At 53.5% G+C, this 16,772-nt stretch carries 14 protein-coding genes; 6 read left to right on the forward strand and 8 right to left on the reverse strand.

What is annotated here, in order from left to right:
* Position 1: 1 nt before the first annotated feature.
* The 4 genes from EFA69_RS08140 (at position 2) to prfB (ending at position 4,285) form a co-directional block, all read left to right on the forward strand.
* Positions 2-736, forward strand: a complete 735-nt coding sequence (locus tag EFA69_RS08140; protein ID WP_123132604.1) for an ABC transporter ATP-binding protein — start codon at positions 2-4, stop codon at positions 734-736.
* Positions 733-1,284 (forward strand): cob(I)yrinic acid a,c-diamide adenosyltransferase, encoded by a 552-nt coding sequence (locus tag EFA69_RS08145; RefSeq protein WP_123132605.1) that lies wholly within the window; start codon positions 733-735, stop codon positions 1,282-1,284. Before EFA69_RS08140 ends, EFA69_RS08145 begins: the two co-directional genes overlap by 4 nt.
* 60 nt (positions 1,285-1,344) lie before the next feature.
* Positions 1,345-2,415, forward strand: coding sequence for a branched-chain amino acid aminotransferase (locus EFA69_RS08150; protein WP_123132606.1), 1,071 nt, complete (start codon positions 1,345-1,347; stop codon positions 2,413-2,415).
* A gap of 792 nt (positions 2,416-3,207) precedes the next feature.
* Positions 3,208-4,285 (forward strand): peptide chain release factor 2 gene (gene prfB / locus EFA69_RS08155; RefSeq protein WP_123132607.1). Its coding sequence is split into 2 segments (ribosomal slippage): positions 3,208-3,267 and positions 3,269-4,285, totalling 1,077 coding nucleotides; the frame shifts between segments, so codons are not numbered across the junction.
* 108 nt (positions 4,286-4,393) lie between these two features.
* Here the strand turns inward: prfB and EFA69_RS08160 are convergent.
* Positions 4,394-4,786 carry a hypothetical protein gene (locus EFA69_RS08160; protein WP_148041303.1) on the reverse strand — a complete coding sequence of 131 codons (393 nt, stop codon included), beginning with the start codon at positions 4,784-4,786 and terminating at the stop codon, positions 4,394-4,396.
* Between the two features lie 448 nt (positions 4,787-5,234).
* On the opposite strand from EFA69_RS08160, the gene EFA69_RS08165 reads away from it, so the two are divergent.
* Positions 5,235-6,311: a hypothetical protein gene (locus tag EFA69_RS08165; protein WP_123132609.1), complete on the forward strand. Its 1,077-nt coding sequence runs from the start codon at positions 5,235-5,237 to the stop codon at positions 6,309-6,311.
* Positions 6,312-6,407: 96 nt separating this feature from the next.
* Here the strand turns inward: EFA69_RS08165 and EFA69_RS08170 are convergent, their stop codons facing one another.
* From EFA69_RS08170 to lon, 5 genes are all read right to left on the reverse strand, one after another.
* Positions 6,408-7,199: a S1/P1 nuclease gene (locus EFA69_RS08170; RefSeq protein ID WP_123132610.1), complete on the reverse strand. Its 792-nt coding sequence runs from the start codon at positions 7,197-7,199 to the stop codon at positions 6,408-6,410.
* 125 nt (positions 7,200-7,324) lie between these two features.
* Positions 7,325-8,056 (reverse strand): SDR family NAD(P)-dependent oxidoreductase, encoded by a 732-nt coding sequence (locus EFA69_RS08175; RefSeq protein ID WP_123132611.1) that lies wholly within the window; start codon positions 8,054-8,056, stop codon positions 7,325-7,327.
* A gap of 423 nt (positions 8,057-8,479) precedes the next feature.
* A complete protein-coding gene (hslU, locus tag EFA69_RS08180) occupies positions 8,480-9,889 on the reverse strand; it encodes an ATP-dependent protease ATPase subunit HslU (RefSeq protein ID WP_123132612.1) in 1,410 nt (469 codons plus the stop codon).
* Positions 9,890-10,169: 280 nt separating this feature from the next.
* Complete coding sequence (porQ, locus tag EFA69_RS08185; RefSeq protein ID WP_123132613.1) at positions 10,170-11,216, reverse strand: type IX secretion system protein PorQ; 1,047 nt, start codon at positions 11,214-11,216, stop codon at positions 10,170-10,172.
* Between the two features lie 71 nt (positions 11,217-11,287).
* A complete protein-coding gene (gene lon, locus EFA69_RS08190) occupies positions 11,288-13,783 on the reverse strand; it encodes an endopeptidase La (protein WP_123132614.1) in 2,496 nt (831 codons plus the stop codon).
* A gap of 301 nt (positions 13,784-14,084) precedes the next feature.
* On the opposite strand from lon, the gene EFA69_RS08195 reads away from it, so the two are divergent.
* Positions 14,085-15,983, forward strand: a complete 1,899-nt coding sequence (locus tag EFA69_RS08195; protein WP_245964524.1) for an OmpA family protein — start codon at positions 14,085-14,087, stop codon at positions 15,981-15,983.
* A 65-nt stretch (positions 15,984-16,048) separates the two neighbouring features.
* Here EFA69_RS08195 and EFA69_RS08200 read toward each other — a convergent pair whose 3' ends face one another.
* Positions 16,049-16,273, reverse strand: a complete 225-nt coding sequence (locus tag EFA69_RS08200; protein ID WP_123132616.1) for a hypothetical protein — start codon at positions 16,271-16,273, stop codon at positions 16,049-16,051.
* A gap of 131 nt (positions 16,274-16,404) precedes the next feature.
* The gene (locus EFA69_RS08205) at positions 16,405-16,758 is read right to left on the reverse strand and encodes a hypothetical protein (protein WP_123132617.1); all 354 of its coding nucleotides are present in this window, start codon (positions 16,756-16,758) and stop codon (positions 16,405-16,407) included.
* Between the last annotated feature and the right edge of the window lie 14 nt (positions 16,759-16,772).

A 16,772-nucleotide genomic window follows, 5' to 3' on the forward strand; every position in this document is an offset into this window, starting at 1 on the left:
TATGAGCACCATCATAAAAACCGAGAATATCTCCAGGGTCTACCAGATGGGTACCGAAACCATCCACGCCCTGCGGTCCATTTCCATTGAGATAAAGAAAGGCGAATATGTGGCGTTCATGGGTCCGTCTGGGTCCGGAAAATCCACGCTCATGAACATTGTGGGCTGTCTGGATACTCCCACCTCAGGCACCTACATCCTGAACGGGAATGACGTGAGCAACATGGCCGACAATGAACTGGCTACGGTGCGTAACAAGGAGATTGGCTTCGTGTTCCAGACCTTTAACCTCTTGCCCCGCTCCTCTTCCTTAGAGAACGTGGCCCTGCCGCTCGTGTATGCCGGGTATGGCAAAGCCGAACGGGAAGAACGCGCCATGGAAGCCCTTAACAGCGTAGGCCTGGGCACCCGCGCCCAGCACAAACCTAATGAGCTGTCTGGCGGGCAGCGCCAACGGGTAGCCATTGCCCGGGCCCTGGTGAATGACCCCAGCATTATCTTAGCCGATGAGCCTACCGGAAACCTGGACACCAAGACCTCCTATGAGATCATGGGCCTGTTTGAGAACCTGCACGCCAAAGGCAACACCATCATTATGGTAACCCACGAAGACGACATCGCCCATTACGCGCACCGCATTGTACGCCTGCGCGATGGCCTCATTGAGTCTGACATTATGAATGATAACATTACGGTGCCCGCCCTACAGGCCGCCGCTTTGAATTCCTCTGAATGAAAATCTACACCAAAACCGGCGACAAAGGCGAAACTTCCCTCATTGGCGGCACCCGCGTAAAGAAATCGAGCTTACGGATTGAAGCCTACGGCACCATAGACGAGCTTAACTCCTTTATAGGCGTGGTGCGGGACCAGGAAGTGAACCAGAACCGTCAGGAGCTTTTCTCTGAGATACAGGACCGTCTGTTTACCATTGGCTCTACCCTGGCCACTGACCCCGACAAAAACGTAAAAATGCAGACCCCTGACCTCTATGAAACCGACATCAAGTTTCTGGAGGAACAGATGGACCTGCTGGACGAGAAACTGCCTCCCCTCCGCCACTTCATCTTACCCGGCGGTCACCCAGCTGTTTCTTTCTGCCACGTGGCCCGCAGCGTGTGCCGCCGCGCCGAACGCCTGGTGATTGCCCTGCAGGAAGAATCTGAGGTAGAGGATCTGGTAGTGAAGTACTTAAACCGCCTTTCAGACTTTCTCTTCGTGCTTAGCCGTGCGCTGGGTTTTGAATTAGGAGTAAAAGAAATAACTTGGAAGCCTCGTATGTGAGGCTTTTTTTATTCAGAAGAGCCAGAAATACGTATACTACTCACCTATAATACCCAATACATGCAAACAGAATCCATGCCCATCCATACCACTGTGACTACCGCCAGCCAGCTGGCTGACTTAGATTTAGATAATCTGCAATTCGGGAAAGTGTTCGCAGACCACATGTTGGTCATTGACTATAAGAACGGTGCCTGGCAAGAACCGCACATTCTGCCGTATGGCCCCATTGAAATGAGTCCGGCCATGGCCGCCATCCATTATGGCCAAGCTTTGTTTGAAGGAATGAAAGCCTACAAAACCCAGGAAGGCGAAGTGGTGCTGTTCCGTCCGCAAGACAACTGGGCGCGCTTGAACAAATCGGCGGTACGCCTGTGCATGCCGGAGATCCCCGAAGAGCTATTTATGGAAGGCCTCAAGAAACTGATCGCCTTAGACGCTGACTGGGTTCCGCAGCGCCCGGGTTACTCACTGTACATCCGCCCGGTTATGTTCGGGTCTGAAGGATTGCTGGGCGTGCGTCCGGCCACGGAGTACAAGTTTATTGTGTTCTGCAGCCCGGCCAGCAGCTATTATGCCGAGCCGGTACGCGTGAAGATTGAAGAGCAGTATACCCGGGCCGTGGAAGGCGGATTTGGGTTTGCGAAGGCCGCCGGGAACTACGGAGGTTCTTTACTGCCCGCCCAACAGGCCCACGCCGAAGGCTACCACCAGATCATCTGGACCGATGGCCGTGAGCACAACTACGTGGAAGAATCCGGTACCATGAACGTGATGTTCGTGATTGACGGCACCCTGGTCACCCCAGCCCTGAGCACCTCCATCCTGGCCGGTATCACCCGCGACAGCGTGCTGCAACTGGCCCGCGACTGGGGCATGCCGGTGGAGGAACGCCGCATCAAAGTACAGGAGATTGTAGATGCGTACCAAGCCGGCAAACTACAAGACGCCTTCGGGACCGGTACAGCCGCCACTATTGCTCACATCAAGTCCATCACCTTCCGGGGCGAGGAAATGATGTTACCACCGGTAGCCGAGCGTACTTTCTCCAACAAGATCTCTGCGGAGTTGGATAACATCCGTTACGGATTGGCCCCAGACCCACACGGGTGGGTAGTGCCGGTAAAATAACCTTTCGTTGATTTTTGTATAAGCGTTTAGGGGCTGTTTTTGGAAAAACAGCCCCTAAACGCTTTTTAGATTTTATGCGTGGGGGAAATGGATTGGCTGATGCCTTGGGAATAGCTGTTTGTCTATGGCTTTAAGAGCTATGTTGTTTCATCTTATCCGGTAAGCGCTCACGGCCGCGAGGCCCCGTCTTCCCCTCTCGCACTGCCCTTGCGGCCAGGCCAGTGTAGTTGGCTCTTAGCTTCTTTCCTGCTTGGCCACAAGCGAGGTGCTCGATGGGAAGACTGGAATAGGTGCAGGTAATAAGGGCTGACGTAGGTTGAGCCGGAAGCTCAGCAGGAGTAAACCCACCCCTACCCCTCCAAGGAGGGGAATTCCGGTTCAACGCGGATGAGGCGGCAATGATGGGACGTGTGGTATAGGCGTAGCGGCGGCGGAAAACCTACAGCATGAATTGAGCTCCCAAGCAAGTTCCTTACTCTAGCAGATGAATCCCCTCCCGGGAGGGGTAGGGGTGGGTTCTTCCGTTTAGAGCCTCTTTTTCCCAAATTAAGCCAAAACTGACTCAGTACTTGTTTTCACTTGCGAGCGGCTGCGCCGATTTCCGTTTAGCGGCTCTTTTTCCTGAATCAGGGGCAAAACGGCATTGCCTGGCCTGTTGCCGTGTTACCGTATTGTTGCTCTGGCACCTAGCCTATGCAGCAGGCTTGGCGCATAACCTTTTCTCCAACTTCCCTTATATCTATTATCTTTGTACAGACGGCTAAAGCCCTATTGCTCTAGCATCATTGAACCATGACCCAAGACCAGATAAAAGAATTGAAAGGCCGTGTAGAGGCGTTGAGGAGGTATCTTTGACTACGATACCAAGAAAGAACAAGTAACCGCCATAGAGGCCCAGTCTACCGCCCCTGACTTCTGGGACGATCCCAAGAAAGCCGAAACCGTACTGAAGGAAGCCAAGAGCCTGAAGACCTGGACCGATGACTTTGAAACCACTTCCAAAGCCGTAGACGACGTGGAAGTCCTCTTCGACTTCTATAAGGAAGGCGAGGTTTCTGAGGAAGACATAGCCGCTGAATATAAAACCGCTGAGGAAACCGTGGAAGGACTGGAGTTCAAGCGGATGCTCAGCAACGAGGAAGACCAATTGGGCGCTATTCTGGAGGTAAACTCCGGCGCGGGCGGTACCGAAAGCCAGGACTGGGCCGAGATGCTCTACCGCATGTACCTCATGTGGGGCGAGCGCAAAGGCTATCAGGTAAAGCAGATTGACTTTCAGCCCGGCGAGGGAGCGGGCATCAAATCGGCCACGTTGCAGTTTGAGGGTGATTTCGCGTATGGCTATCTGAAAGCCGAGATTGGGGTGCACCGTCTGGTGCGCATTTCGCCGTTTGACTCCGGCGGACGCCGCCACACGTCCTTCGCCTCCGTGTTTGCCTACCCCATTGTAGACGATACCATTGAGATCAACGTAAACCCCGCCGACATAGAGTGGGATACTTTCAGGTCCGGCGGAGCCGGTGGGCAGAACGTGAACAAGGTGGAAACCGCCGTTCGCCTCAAGCACAAACCTTCGGGTATTGTGATTGCCTGCCAGATTGAGCGCTCGCAGCTCATGAACAAGGAACACGCCATCAGAATGCTGAAATCGCAGCTCTACCAGATTGAGATCAACAAGCGCAACGAGGAGCGCGACAAGCTGGAAAGCACCAAGAAACGCATTGATTTCGGGTCTCAGATCAGGAACTACGTGCTGCACCCCTACAAGCTGGTGAAAGACATTAGAACCGGCGTAGAACGCACCGACGTGCAGAACGTGCTGGACGGCGACCTGGACGACTACATCAAAGCTTACCTGATGCAGAGCTAATCTACGTTCTGCCTCTAGAACGGAAATCCCCGCCTGGCACACGTCAGGCGGGGATTTTTGTTTTAGGCCTATTTCCAGAAAAAGAGCCGCTAAACGTATTAAAGGGAATTAGCGTTTGGCTTCCTGCTCAGCGGCCTCTTCCTTATGGCCAGGAATGGGCAATACCTTGTACCGTTTCTTCCGGAGGTGGTAGTGCTTGGTGGAATCTATGGGAGCGGAAGGCATTCCGCGCTTTCCGCCGCCTATTTTGGCTACGGGCATGTTGCTGTAAATAGTAGTGACGTCTTCAGATTGAACACCATCGGCCCCAGCAGATTCTACTACATCGCCTCTCCTGGACTTGCCCAGTCTATTAGCCCATCGGTCGGGCTTCACTTTGTAGCGGAGGTGCGGCCTCTCTTTTGGCGCCTCTATGGTTTGGGTACTGTCTGCAGGTGCCTGCGCGAAGGCGGCTCCTACCGTTAACACCAAAACGATGACAGCAAATAACTTCTTTTCCATCTTTCATTCACTTTAGAACAGACACCTTAGAAAACGCGCTCCATGCTCATTTATTGAACCGTAGTAGCTTGGGCAGGAACAAAGCTATTTTACCTTTCATACGAAAGAAGAACAAGGACGGTATTCCAGAACTTCTTTGCGTTTAGCGGCTCTTTTTCCAGAATTGGGCCAAAACCAGAGGTGATAGCAATCAGCCCACACCAGTAGGAGTAATACGTGCTAATACTGCGGAACCTTCCTCCAAGATACTTCTTTTAATCTGGTTGGGCAAAGGAACTGATGCGCATAAGGGGCTGTTTTTCTGAACACATGGCGTTCGGCCTTGGCCATTTAGAACTTCGCATTTCCCTACAACATGATATTTTTCTCTTTTGGCTGGCACAGGAAGCACCGAAAGGAAAAGCAGTCCCCACCCAGGCCCGCTGGCCTTCACAGGTGGACTGTCCTTTTGCTTCTACCGCTTTTCTTCCTCTCGGGTGCGGGCAAACCGCCTGTCTCTCCCTCCCCCATTCTGCTGCAACAGGAAGAATTGCCTTTTACCGCCCAGCAGTTCCACATTGCCGATGTGGTGGATGAGCGGGCCAACAAAAAAGGGGTAGCGTTCCTGTTGCCCCTGCCGTCGGGCGCGGGTACTGCGCCCCAACCGGTAGATTTGCAGAACGGCAGCGTGACGGCCATCAAAAGCTATATCAAACAGAGCTTCAAACAGAACCAGCACCTGCGGCCGGTGGTCATGCGGCTCAAGGAATTCAATCTCACCGAAACCGCCGCCGAAAAAAGCCGGGTAGCGGGAAAAGCTAAAATAACCGTGGCGTTTGCCGTACGGCGTGAAGGCAAGCTCCTGCATTTGTTTGACTACAGCAGCGGGGCCAGCTATAACCGAGCTGCGGCAGGACCCGCTCCTACGGTGGAGCCGCTGCTCAGGAGATTACTGGCCAGTTCATTGAAATACGTGACTACCTGGGTAGAGCAGGAGGCGCCGCACAATGAGAAACTGGCCTATACCATCAAAGTCCACTATGAAGACTACCGGCGCCACCAAAATGATGACACGCTGTTCTATGACCCCGCCCGTCCGCTCAACTGGAACGATTTTCAGGGGGGAGCCCGGGTTTCGGGAGGATTTGCGGCTTCCGTTTTCCCGGGCTTGTCCAATGACATTGAATCTACCGTGCAGGATGGCGTGATCCATGTGCGCGTCTCCACCAAACCGTACGTCCTGCGCAACCTGTCCAAAGTATTGCCTTCGGCCAAAACCGAGTACACGCTCAACCACGAGCAGCGCCACTTTGACATCCTCAAACTGGTTTCTGAGCACTACAAACAGCGCATCAGACCAGAGAAACTGACGTTGGAAGATTATGAGAGCATCATCAAATACCAGTACCTGGAAGCGCTCTGGGAAATGGACCGCCTGCAGAAACAGTATGACCGCGAAACCGGCCACGGCACCAACCACAGCGCGCAGGAGCGCTGGAACCGGAAGATTGACGATGAACTCCGGGCCCTCAACGTAAAATCATAGCCTTACCGGCACCCATAAAAGAAAACGGCGGTCCCTCTTTCTACAGAGGGACCGCCGTTTTGATGCTTATTCCCAAAAAACGGGCGCTAAACGCACTTACCCGAAGATCTCATTCAGCACCCCCGCCAGGCGCACGCCACCTTTCAGGAGTTGCTGGTTGAGCGTGTCTACGTAGTCAAAGTTATAGCGGTAGCTCAGTTTCTGGTCGGGGCTGGAAATGCCTTTGTACAGGTTCTCGGCAATTTGGTAAGACTCAAAGAACCACACCGGCGCCAGTTGCCGCTGCCAGGTCTTTACCTGATCCTTGGAGGCGAAGTTGATGGCCGTGGCGTATTCTGTGTAGCTCAACTGCTGGTATTCAATGAGCTGCTCGTCCCAAACGCGGTGCAGGTTGGAGGGCTGATTGAACCACTGCACCCTGATGCGGTTTCCGCCCAGATCTTCGGGTCTGCCTACGTGCATGGGCTGGTGCACATCGCCTATCAGGTGAATGAGCAGGCGCAGGTACATCACTTTCTGGGTTTGGGAAACCTCTTTTTTCTTCAGCTCACCGGCTAGAAACTGGATGCGGGTGTAGGCGTCTGTGGCGGTGTCTTGCTGGAAGAATGCCTCTACCTCGGGCTGGCTCAGGCCTTGCTTCAGGTTCACGTAGTGCCAGTTGCCCAGGTAATTGTAGGCGGGGTCTGACTTCACGAAATCGGCCCAGTTGCTGGCCATGGCAATAGACTCATTGCCTAAGATCTGCCTGATGTTCTTCCTGGTTTTGGAGGAGATATGCCTATCGGCGATTTCGCCCACAATGCGGTGCCCCAGCATGCCCCACGCCATGGACTGGAACGGCAGGTAGAGAAGAAACCCGAGGACGAATAGTTTTTTGAAAGCTGTCATGCCTGATGTTGGTGGATATGATAAAAACGCAGCAAAATTAGGCATTTTAAAGCAGCTCCCGCACTGGCGCTTGCGTTTAGGGGCCGTTTTTCCAAAAACAGCCCCTAAACGCAATTTACGTCCTATCAGAAATCCCGCACTGAGCACACCACGCCCCTGGCGATCTGCGGTTCTTTCATGAGCCGGATGATCTTCTGGGCCGCCTCTTCGGGCGAGGCCAGCGCTCCCTGTGTTTTATAATCCCGGAACTGCTGCACACTGCTGAATTGCTCCACGCTGGCTTCCCGTATCTGCTCCTGCATTTCGGTGTCAATGATGCCGGGGGCCACAGAAAACACCTGCACCCCTGTTCCTAGCTTTTCCTGCTCCAGCTGCGCCGTCTGCGACAGCATGTCCAGCGCCGCCTTGGAAGCGCAGTAAGCCGCCCAGCCGTCCTTGGGTTTCTGCCCCGCCCCGGAACTGATATTCACAATCATTTTCTGGCAGTTCTGGCGGTGCTGGTAGCTCTGCAGAAACAGGTTCATGAACATGGCGGGCACAATCACGTTCACGTCAAACACATACTCATAATGCTCGTTCTGGCTGTTGCCAATGTAGCCAATCTCACCCATCACGCCCGCGTTGTTGACCAACACCAGTTTCTGGGCATCTTCCAGGGGCCCGAACACTTTGTGCAGGTTATGCTCTACCCCGGCTATGTCTGAAAAGTCCAGCGGCTGGTGCCGGTAACGCTCATGCGTGATGGTGCTGTGGCGCGACACCCCAATGACACAGTTCTGTTCGTCTTCTTCCAGCAAGGCCTCCGCCAATGCTTTTCCCAAGCCCCGGCTGGCTCCCGTGATGATGTAGTGGTTCATGGTTATAATTAAGAATTGAGAATTAGGAATTAGGAATGGCAGAACCTAAACCTGTGTAGCATACGCAAAAGTAACAAGTAAGAGTTTTTGCCAAAGCTGGCGAGTAGATCTTCCAGATCCTGTTTAGGGGGGCTTTTTCTGTAATCTGCCCCAAAACAGCAAGAGCCGCTCCCTCATTGGCAGCGGCTCTTGCTTATTATTCTCATCCTGAAAGATTCTATATGGTTTAGTAGCAGCTTTTCTAGCTCGCCCACAAGATCTTTTCAAGATGACATGGAAAAGGGAATCGGGAGGAAAGAGGAAGTGACCAACAGAATAAAGACGTTTAGCGGAAACTAATTCCTAATTCCTAATTCCTAATTCCTAATTCCTAATTCCTAATTCCTAATTCCTAATTCCTAATTCCTAATTCCTAATTCCTAATTAAAGAATATACTGGCTCAGGTCGCGGTTTTTGACCATGTCGCGGAGGCGTTCTTCCACCAGTTCTGGGGTGATCATGAGGTGGGCGTTTACCGGGATGGTGTCTGGCACATCGAACAGGATGTCATTGAGCAGGCGGCTCATGACGGTGTGCAGGCGGCGGGCGCCGATGTTCTCCACCTCGGCGTTCACCTCAAAAGAGATTTCGGCCAGTTTCTGGAGGGCTTCGTCGGTGAAGCTCAGTTCCACGCCTTCGGCCTTCAGCAACTCTTCGTATTGCTTGGTGAGGGCGTTTTTAGGGTACTTCAGAATCTGGTAGAAATCATCCTTGCTCAGGCTCTGGAGTTCCACCCTGATGGGGAAACGGCCCTGCAGCTCGGGAATCAGATCAGAAGGTTTGGCCACGTGAAACGCCCCAGCGGCAATAAACAGGATGTGGTCGGTTTTGATGACACCGTATTTGGTGTTCACGGTGCTGCCCTCCACAATGGGAAGCAGGTCACGCTGCACGCCTTCGCGGCTCACGTCTGGTCCGCCGCTGCCTTTTCCGCTGGCGCTGGCTACCTTGTCAATCTCGTCAATGAAGATAACGCCGGCGTTTTCGGCCTTCCGGATGGCTTCCTCCTTCACCTCATCCATGTCAATGAGTTTGGTGGCTTCCTCTTCCAGGAGGAGTTTGCGGGCCTCGGCAATGGTCACCTTACGCTTCTTGGTTTTCTTGGGCAGCATGTTCCCAATCATCTCCTGAATGTTCATCATGGACATTTCATCCATGCCCGGGCCCACCACGCCCACCCCTGAAGACGGATTCTGCGCCACTTTGATGTCAATCTTGCGGTCTTCCAGTTCCCCGTTCCGGATTTTCTCGCGGAAGCGTTCGCGGGTGCGCTCGTTCAGTTCCAGATCGCTGTCAGGCATGTCGGTGCTTCCGTTGCCGGTGTTCCCGAAACCCATCATGGCCTCACGGCCACCGGACTGGTTGATGGGCGGAATAAGCGCGTCCAGGATCACTTCCTCTACCTGCTGGGCGGCCTGCTGTTTCACTTCTTCCTTCTTACGGGTCTTCACCATGTTCACGGCCTGTTCCACCAGGTCACGCACCATGCTTTCCACGTCGCGGCCCACGTAGCCTACCTCCGTGAACTTAGAAGCCTCCACTTTGGTGAAGGGCGCATCCGCGATGCTAGCCAGACGGCGGGCAATCTCGGTTTTCCCCACGCCGGTAGCGCCAATCATGAGAATGTTATTGGGTACAATCTCCTTCTGCATCTCGGGGTCGGCGTGCATGCGTCGCCAGCGGTTGCGCAGCGCGATGGCCACATTGCGCTTGGCCTCATGCTGCCCAATAATGTATTTATCTAACTCAGCTACTATCTGTTTGGGGGTTAAATACTTGCTCGGATCTAACATATGCTATTAAGTAATGAAACGAATGGGCCGTTCTGCAACATCACACCCATTCTTAACTAGTATCTTTTTACTGAAGAAGCGGTCTTACATCTGCCGCTTCCAATTGGGAAATCACTCTATCTGCGTTCCCGCTTTTTGGACGGCTGCCCTAAGAAAGTGGTTTTTACGCGCAATTCTACTGAACAACTGGCAAAGTGAATGAAAATTTCTCTCTGTTTTGGGCCTGTTTTAGGAAAAAGAGCCGCTAAACGTACTTCTTCGCCACAGGCGGTTCTGCATTTCAGTCCAGCTTCTTCTTCAGGAAACGGTTCAGGTCTGTGTTGAGGGTGAGGTAATTGCTGGCCCCGGCTACATGGTAGCTGGCGTACGTGTACTCAAACCGGAACGCATGCACTTTCACCGATGCACCCAAGGAAACACCCGCCATACCGCCCACATTCTCCACTACCAGCTCCTTGCGGCGCAGGTGGTTGTACCCGGCCCGCAGCTGAAACCCCGGCCCCAGAATGAACTCCCCCCCTACCACAAAATGCCGCGCCAGTTTGTCCCCGAAGGTTTTTTCCTCCTTCACCTCCTCGTTGTTCTCATTGAGGGTGCCTTTCTGGTTGGGGTCCAGGTAGACAATGTCAAAGCGCTGCAACTGGTGCGCCGTGAGCGACAAGCGGAAAGGAGCATGCTCGGGTTTGTAGCTGGCGCCAATCTGGATGTCCAGCGGAAGGTCTTCGCGCTCCCCGTTGTCATAGGGTTTGAGCATGACGCCCAGGTTGCGGATGGCCAGCCCCACCACAAAATCCTTCTCCGGATGCTTGAAGGTTCCCCCCAGATCTACCAGAAACGCCACTGCCTGATTTCCGGCAATGCTGGAAACCGCCACTTTGGCGGTAGCGCCCAGGGTGAAAGGCTCTATGGTAGCGGCATGCGACAGGGCGAAGGCATAGTCCCGCACCCTGAAACTTCCCTCCTCCTGCCCCGCGGCATCGGTCTGAGTAAAAGCCCCGTAGTCTAAGTATTGCACCCCAATGGCGTTGCGCCCCCACCGGTTGCTCTCAAAGGTGTAGTAGGCGTTGTTCTGGCTTACATCTGCCAGGTAATTCAGGTGCGTGAGCCCCAGGTGCCGGTTGGTTTTGCCGTGCATGAGCGCGGGGTTGGAAGAAACGGCGTTCACATCCTCCAGCCCAGAGGAAATATTGATACCGCCCAACGCCGCCACCCGCGCGTGCGTGGGCACATCCAGAAACCGAAAAACAGAACGCCCTCCCACCTGCGCTGAGGTCAGTTGCACCGCGGCTACCAACAGCAGCCCCAGAAGGGAAAGGCGTTTCTGCATCGTTTTTCAAAAAATCGGCCCTAAACAGACCTTCGTTTCTTTTTACCTCGCGGCCAAAGGCGCCAGGAATGTTATGCTTCTGCCTTGGGCTGAGCCTCCTCGCGCACCCGCAGGTCCAAGGGCTTGGCTACTTTCTCAGGCAGCAGCGCAATCTCCAGCACTTCGTCCACGCGGTCTACGTAATGGATGTTGAGGCCTTCAATATAGTGCGCCGAGATCTCCTCTACGTCCTTACGGTTTTTGTAGCACAGAATCACGTCTTTGATACCCGCCCGCTTGGCCGCCAGTATTTTCTCTTTGATGCCACCCACCGGCAGCACCTTGCCGCGCAGGGTAATCTCACCGGTCATGGCCAGATGCGACCGCACCTTACGCTGCGTAAACACAGAGGCGATGGACGTGAAGATAGCGATACCGGCACTTGGACCGTCTTTGGGCACCGCCCCTTCGGGGAAGTGAATGTGCAGGTCGTACTGGTCAAAGAGGCGGTAATCAATGTCCATTTCGTCGGCACGGGCACGCAGGTAAGAAACCGCCGTGATGGCAGATTCTTTCATCACATCGCCTAACTGACCGGATAAGGTCAGTTTGCCCTTGCCGCGGCTCAACAGAGATTCAATGAACAGGATGTCGCCGCCCACGGAGGTCCAGGCAAGCCCGGTTACCACGCCAGCGGTTTCATTGTCCTGGTACAGTTCTTTGTCAAAGATCTCCGGTCCCAGAATGCGCACCACGTCCTTCGGCTCCAGTTTGGCCGGAAACTCCTCTTCCATGGCCTTGGACTTAGCAATGTTCCGGATCACGGCACCCAGCTTACGTTCCAGGTTTCGGACCCCAGACTCACGGGTATAGTCTTCAATCACTTTCTGCACCGCCGCCGTTGACAGCGTCACGTCTTTGGGTTGCAGGCCATGGTCTTCCTTCAGTTTGGAAATGAGGTGGCGCTTCGCGATTTCAGTTTTCTCTTCAATGGTGTAGCCCGTCACTTCAATGATCTCCATACGGTCGCGCAGGGCCGGATGAATGGTATCCAAAGAGTTGGCCGTGGCAATGAACAGCACCTTAGAGAGGTCATATTCCACCTCCAGGTAATTATCCTGGAAAGTATGGTTCTGCTCAGGGTCCAGCACCTCCAGCAAGGCGCTGGAAGGATCTCCGCGGAAATCTGAGTTCAGCTTGTCTACCTCGTCCAGAATCATGACCGGGTTGGAAGAACCCACTTTCTTAATCTGGCTGATGATACGGCCCGGCATAGCGCCCACGTAAGTTTTGCGGTGCCCTCTGATCTCAGCCTCATCGCGCACACCGCCCAGGGCAATACGCACGTATTTACGCCCCAATGCTTTGGCCACGGAACGACCCAGTGAGGTTTTCCCCACGCCCGGAGGCCCGTAGAGGCAAAGAATGGGCGCCTTCATGTCATTTTTCAGCTTGAGCACCGCCAGGTACTCTAAGATACGCTCCTTCACCTTCTCCAACCCGTAATGGTCAGTGTCCAGGATTTTCTTGGTGCGCTTCAGGTTGAAGTTGTCTTTGGTGAAATCGCTCCAGGGTAGATCCAGCAGGAATTCGCAGTAATTGAGGGAGATAGGATATTCGGCGGCCTGCGGGTTCAGGCGGCTGAGTTTATCCAGTTCCTTGTTGAAATGTTTGGCAACCGCCTCTGGCCATTTTTTCTTGGCCGCGGCCGCGCGCATTTTCTCTACTTCCTGCTCAGGGCCATCCATGCCCAGTTCGTCCTGCAACACTTTAATTTGCTGGCGCAGGAAATAATCGCGCTGCTGCTCGTCAATGTCGGTGTGTACTTTGCTATGGATTTCCTGCTTGATTTCCAGCATCTGGATTTCACGCATCATCAATTGCAGCAGCGTAGTGCCGCGCTCCACGCCATCATTGATCTCCAGCAGTTTCTGCTTCTGGCCTACCTCCGCGTTGATGTTAGACGACAGGAAATGCATTAAGAAGCTGGGGCTGTCAATGTTATCCAGGGCCACCTGGGCCTCCTGCGGAATCTCAGGATTCAATTTCAGGATTTTAGCCGCCGCATCCTGCAAAGACTCTACCAGCGCCTTTACCTCCTTGCTGTTCTTTTTAGGGAACGTCTCTGGGCAGTAAGACACTTTGGCCACCATAAATGGCTCCTCTTGCGTAATCTCCTCAATTTTGAAACGGCTCTGGCCCTGAATGATGATGGTGGTATTGCCGTCTGGCAGCACCAGCATTTTCAGGATTTTGGCCATGGTTCCCACCTCAAACAGATCATCTGGGGTAGGTTCTTCGGCACTCATGTTTTTCTGGGCCACTACGCCCACCGTTTTGTCGCCGCGGTAGGCTTTACGCACCAACCGCACCGATTTTTTACGGCTTACCGTAATAGGGATTACCACGCCCGGAAACAGCACCGTGTTTCTAATGGGCAATAGCGGCAAAGAGCCCGGGTTATTTTTTTCAGCGCCCTCTGAGTCATCCAATTCTGAGGTAATAATGGAGATCAATTCCCCGTTACCGTCGTCAGACAGATCGGACAACATGAGTTGCTGGAGTAGGTTCTCTTGGGTATAATTCATACGAAATGTAGCAGAGGGTGCCAAATTGGCAGCAATCCTCCCGTAGGTTCGGTTGTTTGTCTTCAAGATATATACTTGTCAAGAGCTGTGCCAATATATAAGCGCAAATCTGCGGGACCGGGAGTAATTTTCCCCTCAGAAAAAGCTACATTTGGTTCGGCGTACCGGAAGCCCGATTTTCCGGAGGCTCTTTTCAGTTATGTCTCGTACTGGTTTATATCTTTATTTACTACTGTTCTGGGTGGTTGGCTTCTCTGCCCAGGCACAGACCAAATCTCCTCTGCGGTTGAAACTGCGGCCCGTGAGTGATTCTCTCCGCCAGAGAACCCCTCAAGTGGAGCCGGTCTTGCATTTCCCCAACATCAACCGCATTCCCTATTACTACCACAAGGCAAAGTACCAGACCATCCAGAAACTGGAGAAGAAAAAGGACTGGAACAAAGTACTTCCGCTGCTGGCGGAATATGTGGGCAACTTCGGGATTGATAATTTTTATAAAGATACAAAACTTCTCTGGCGTTTGGGCCAATTGTATGAGCGTACCGGGCAGCGCGAGAAAGCCATTGCCTATTACCGCCTGGTCCTGAAACACCACCGCACCGATGTGCGCCAGGTAAAGCAATACTATGACTCCCTGGAGGAGAAAAACACGGAACTGTATGTGCCCTTGCAGTACTACTATGAGCTGGTGGAGTACCGTAAATCTGTGAGCACATTTAAACCTCCGCGCGGGGTGTACACCAACATGGGCGATGCCATCAACTCCAAAGCGGAAGACTACGGCCCGGCGGTGCACTCAGACGAAGAGCTGTTCATTTACACCTCCCGGCGCAAAGGCATCAAGGCCACCGGTACTGATGAGGACTTGTATTTCTCTAAGTATGAGAACGGTTTCTGGCAGGAAGGCCAGTCGTTTGGCAAACCCATCAACAGCATTTACAACGAAGGCTCGGCCTGTCTCAGCCGCGACGGCAAAACCCTCTACTTCGCCCGCTGCGAAAGCCCCGATGGCCTAGGCAACTGCGACCTCTACTCGGCCACCAAACTCACTGACGGTTCCTGGGGCCAGATCAAGAACCTGGGGGCCAGCGTGAACAGCAAGTCCTGGGACTCGCAGCCTACCCTGTCGCCGCAGGAAGACACGCTGTATTTCGCCTCTGACCGTTTGGGCGGCTTTGGCATGTCAGACATTTACTTTACCTACAAGCTAAAGAGCGGGCAGTGGGCGCCGGCGCAGAACATGGGCCCCATCATTAACACCCGCGAGAGCGAGGTGAGCCCTTACTTCCACCCGCTGTACCAGGTGCTGTATTTCAGTTCGCGCGGTCAGCTGTTGAACTTTGGGGACTTTGACATCTATAAATCGTATAGGATCAACAGCAACTGGCAGGAGCCGCGCAATATTGGGCCGTTGGTGAACGGCAAAGGCAGCGAGTATTACTTCACCATCAACGCCAACTCCACCAACCTGTACTACGCCCGCTCTGAGCCTACAGACCTCAAGAACCTGGACTTATACTCGTTTCCGCTGCCCATGGAAGCCCATCCGCTGGCGGTGACCAAGCTGACGGGCGTGCTCACCGACTCTATTTCCAATAAACCCCTCAATGGCATCATTTCCATCATTGACCTGGACAACGGCATTGAGGTAGCCTCCAAATACCTGCGCGAAGACGGCTCCTTTGACTTTGACCTCATTGACAACAGCCGCTACATGATGCTCATTCAGGGCCCTGATTTTTTCTCCATTGAAAAAGAGATCAATCTGGAGCAGGACACGGTGCTCAAAATCATGACCACGCTCATTGACTACAGCATTCCGCTTATTTTCAAGAATCTGGAGTTTGACGAGGGCAAGGCCGAGATCAAAGAAGCCATGAAACCTACCTTAGACCGCATTGTGCTGTTCCTGGTAGACCACCCGCGCGTACGCCTCAGCATTGAAGGCCACACCGACGGCAGCGGCGACCCTAATGCTAATATTGAACTCTCACAGTGGCGCGCCTTCTCCATTCAGAAGTACCTGGAAGACAAAGGCAAGTTGGCCCCCGGCCGCATAGACGCTGTGGGCAAAGGCAGTTCAGAGCCCATCAAACCCGAACTCACCCTGGAAGACCGCGCCATTAACCGCCGCGTGGAGTTCAAACTGATCAGGCCTAAGGAGAATGAAACTGGCGGCGGCGGCGGCAGTGACTGGTAGCACAAAGAAGCTTGTAGCACATTAGCAGTAAATGCGTTTAGAGGCCGTTTTTCAGAAAATAGCCCCTAAACACTTTTACTTTTCTTAGTTTCAAGGAAGTTATCCGCCGCCATTGCCGGTGTTCCCGCCGTTGGGTCGTTGTTGAAGTTCTCGCCAATTGCCAAGCAGACTGCCTTTGCCAACACAGATTCCCCCTTTGAAGGGGGCAGGGGGATGTTTACACCCGCTGATTCATCTCCTGCTTTCAGTGGCGATGCCTTGCAGCTTATTTCCATTACCTTTTTTGCCAAACCTCCTGCTTTTTACTTCCTCGCCGTTGTTGGTGTTCTCACCGACAACCAAGACTGCCGCTCCGGTGAGCTATCCGTCTTTCGCCGTTGTTGGTGTTCTCACCGACAACCAAGACTGCCGCTCCGGTTAACTATCCGTCTTTGCCTTCCACGTCTTTTCCTGCTAAGCTCTTGGCGCGTGATGCGCTCTGCCCGCGTCTGTCACTTTTCTCCTTGATGAGAAAAGTGACCAAAAGAATCAAGAACCTCCGAACTCGCTGACGCTCAAACAGGCGGAGCTTCAGTAATGGTACCACCTGGCAACCGTCCTCTGCTGCGTAGGAAGCGAAGGCTGTTGCAGGTTTGTTAAGTTTAAGCGTGCTCCCGCTAAGCGCCTCGAGGCGTGCCGCCCCTGCGTTGCCCACTCCCGCAGGCAAGCCTACTACCATTAGAGCCACTGCAACGCCTTCCTCGCCCTGAGGATGTGGCTGGAGTACGAGGCGCATGAGTTAAGGCATTG

It is taken from the genome of Rufibacter immobilis, from assembly GCF_003721565.1.
Lineage (GTDB): Bacteria > Bacteroidota > Bacteroidia > Cytophagales > Hymenobacteraceae > Nibribacter > Nibribacter immobilis.

Bases quoted from the DNA above. Each gene is read 5' to 3' on its own strand.
- EFA69_RS08160 (WP_148041303.1), bottom strand. From the start codon at position 4,786: ATGGAAAAGAAGTTATTTGCTGTCATCGTTTTGGTGTTAACGGTAGGA.
- lon (WP_123132614.1), bottom strand. From the start codon at position 13,783: ATGAATTATACCCAAGAGAACCTACTCCAGCAACTCATGTTGTCCGAT.
- EFA69_RS08170 (WP_123132610.1), bottom strand. From the start codon at position 7,199: ATGACAGCTTTCAAAAAACTATTCGTCCTCGGGTTTCTTCTCTACCTG.
- porQ (WP_123132613.1), bottom strand. From the start codon at position 11,216: ATGCAGAAACGCCTTTCCCTTCTGGGGCTGCTGTTGGTAGCCGCGGTG.
- EFA69_RS08145 (WP_123132605.1), top strand. From the start codon at position 733: ATGAAAATCTACACCAAAACCGGCGACAAAGGCGAAACTTCCCTCATT.
- hslU (WP_123132612.1), bottom strand. From the start codon at position 9,889: ATGTTAGATCCGAGCAAGTATTTAACCCCCAAACAGATAGTAGCTGAG.
- EFA69_RS08150 (WP_123132606.1), top strand. From the start codon at position 1,345: ATGCAAACAGAATCCATGCCCATCCATACCACTGTGACTACCGCCAGC.
- EFA69_RS08175 (WP_123132611.1), bottom strand. From the start codon at position 8,056: ATGAACCACTACATCATCACGGGAGCCAGCCGGGGCTTGGGAAAAGCA.
- EFA69_RS08205 (WP_123132617.1), bottom strand. From the start codon at position 16,758: ATGCGCCTCGTACTCCAGCCACATCCTCAGGGCGAGGAAGGCGTTGCA.
- EFA69_RS08140 (WP_123132604.1), top strand. From the start codon at position 2: ATGAGCACCATCATAAAAACCGAGAATATCTCCAGGGTCTACCAGATG.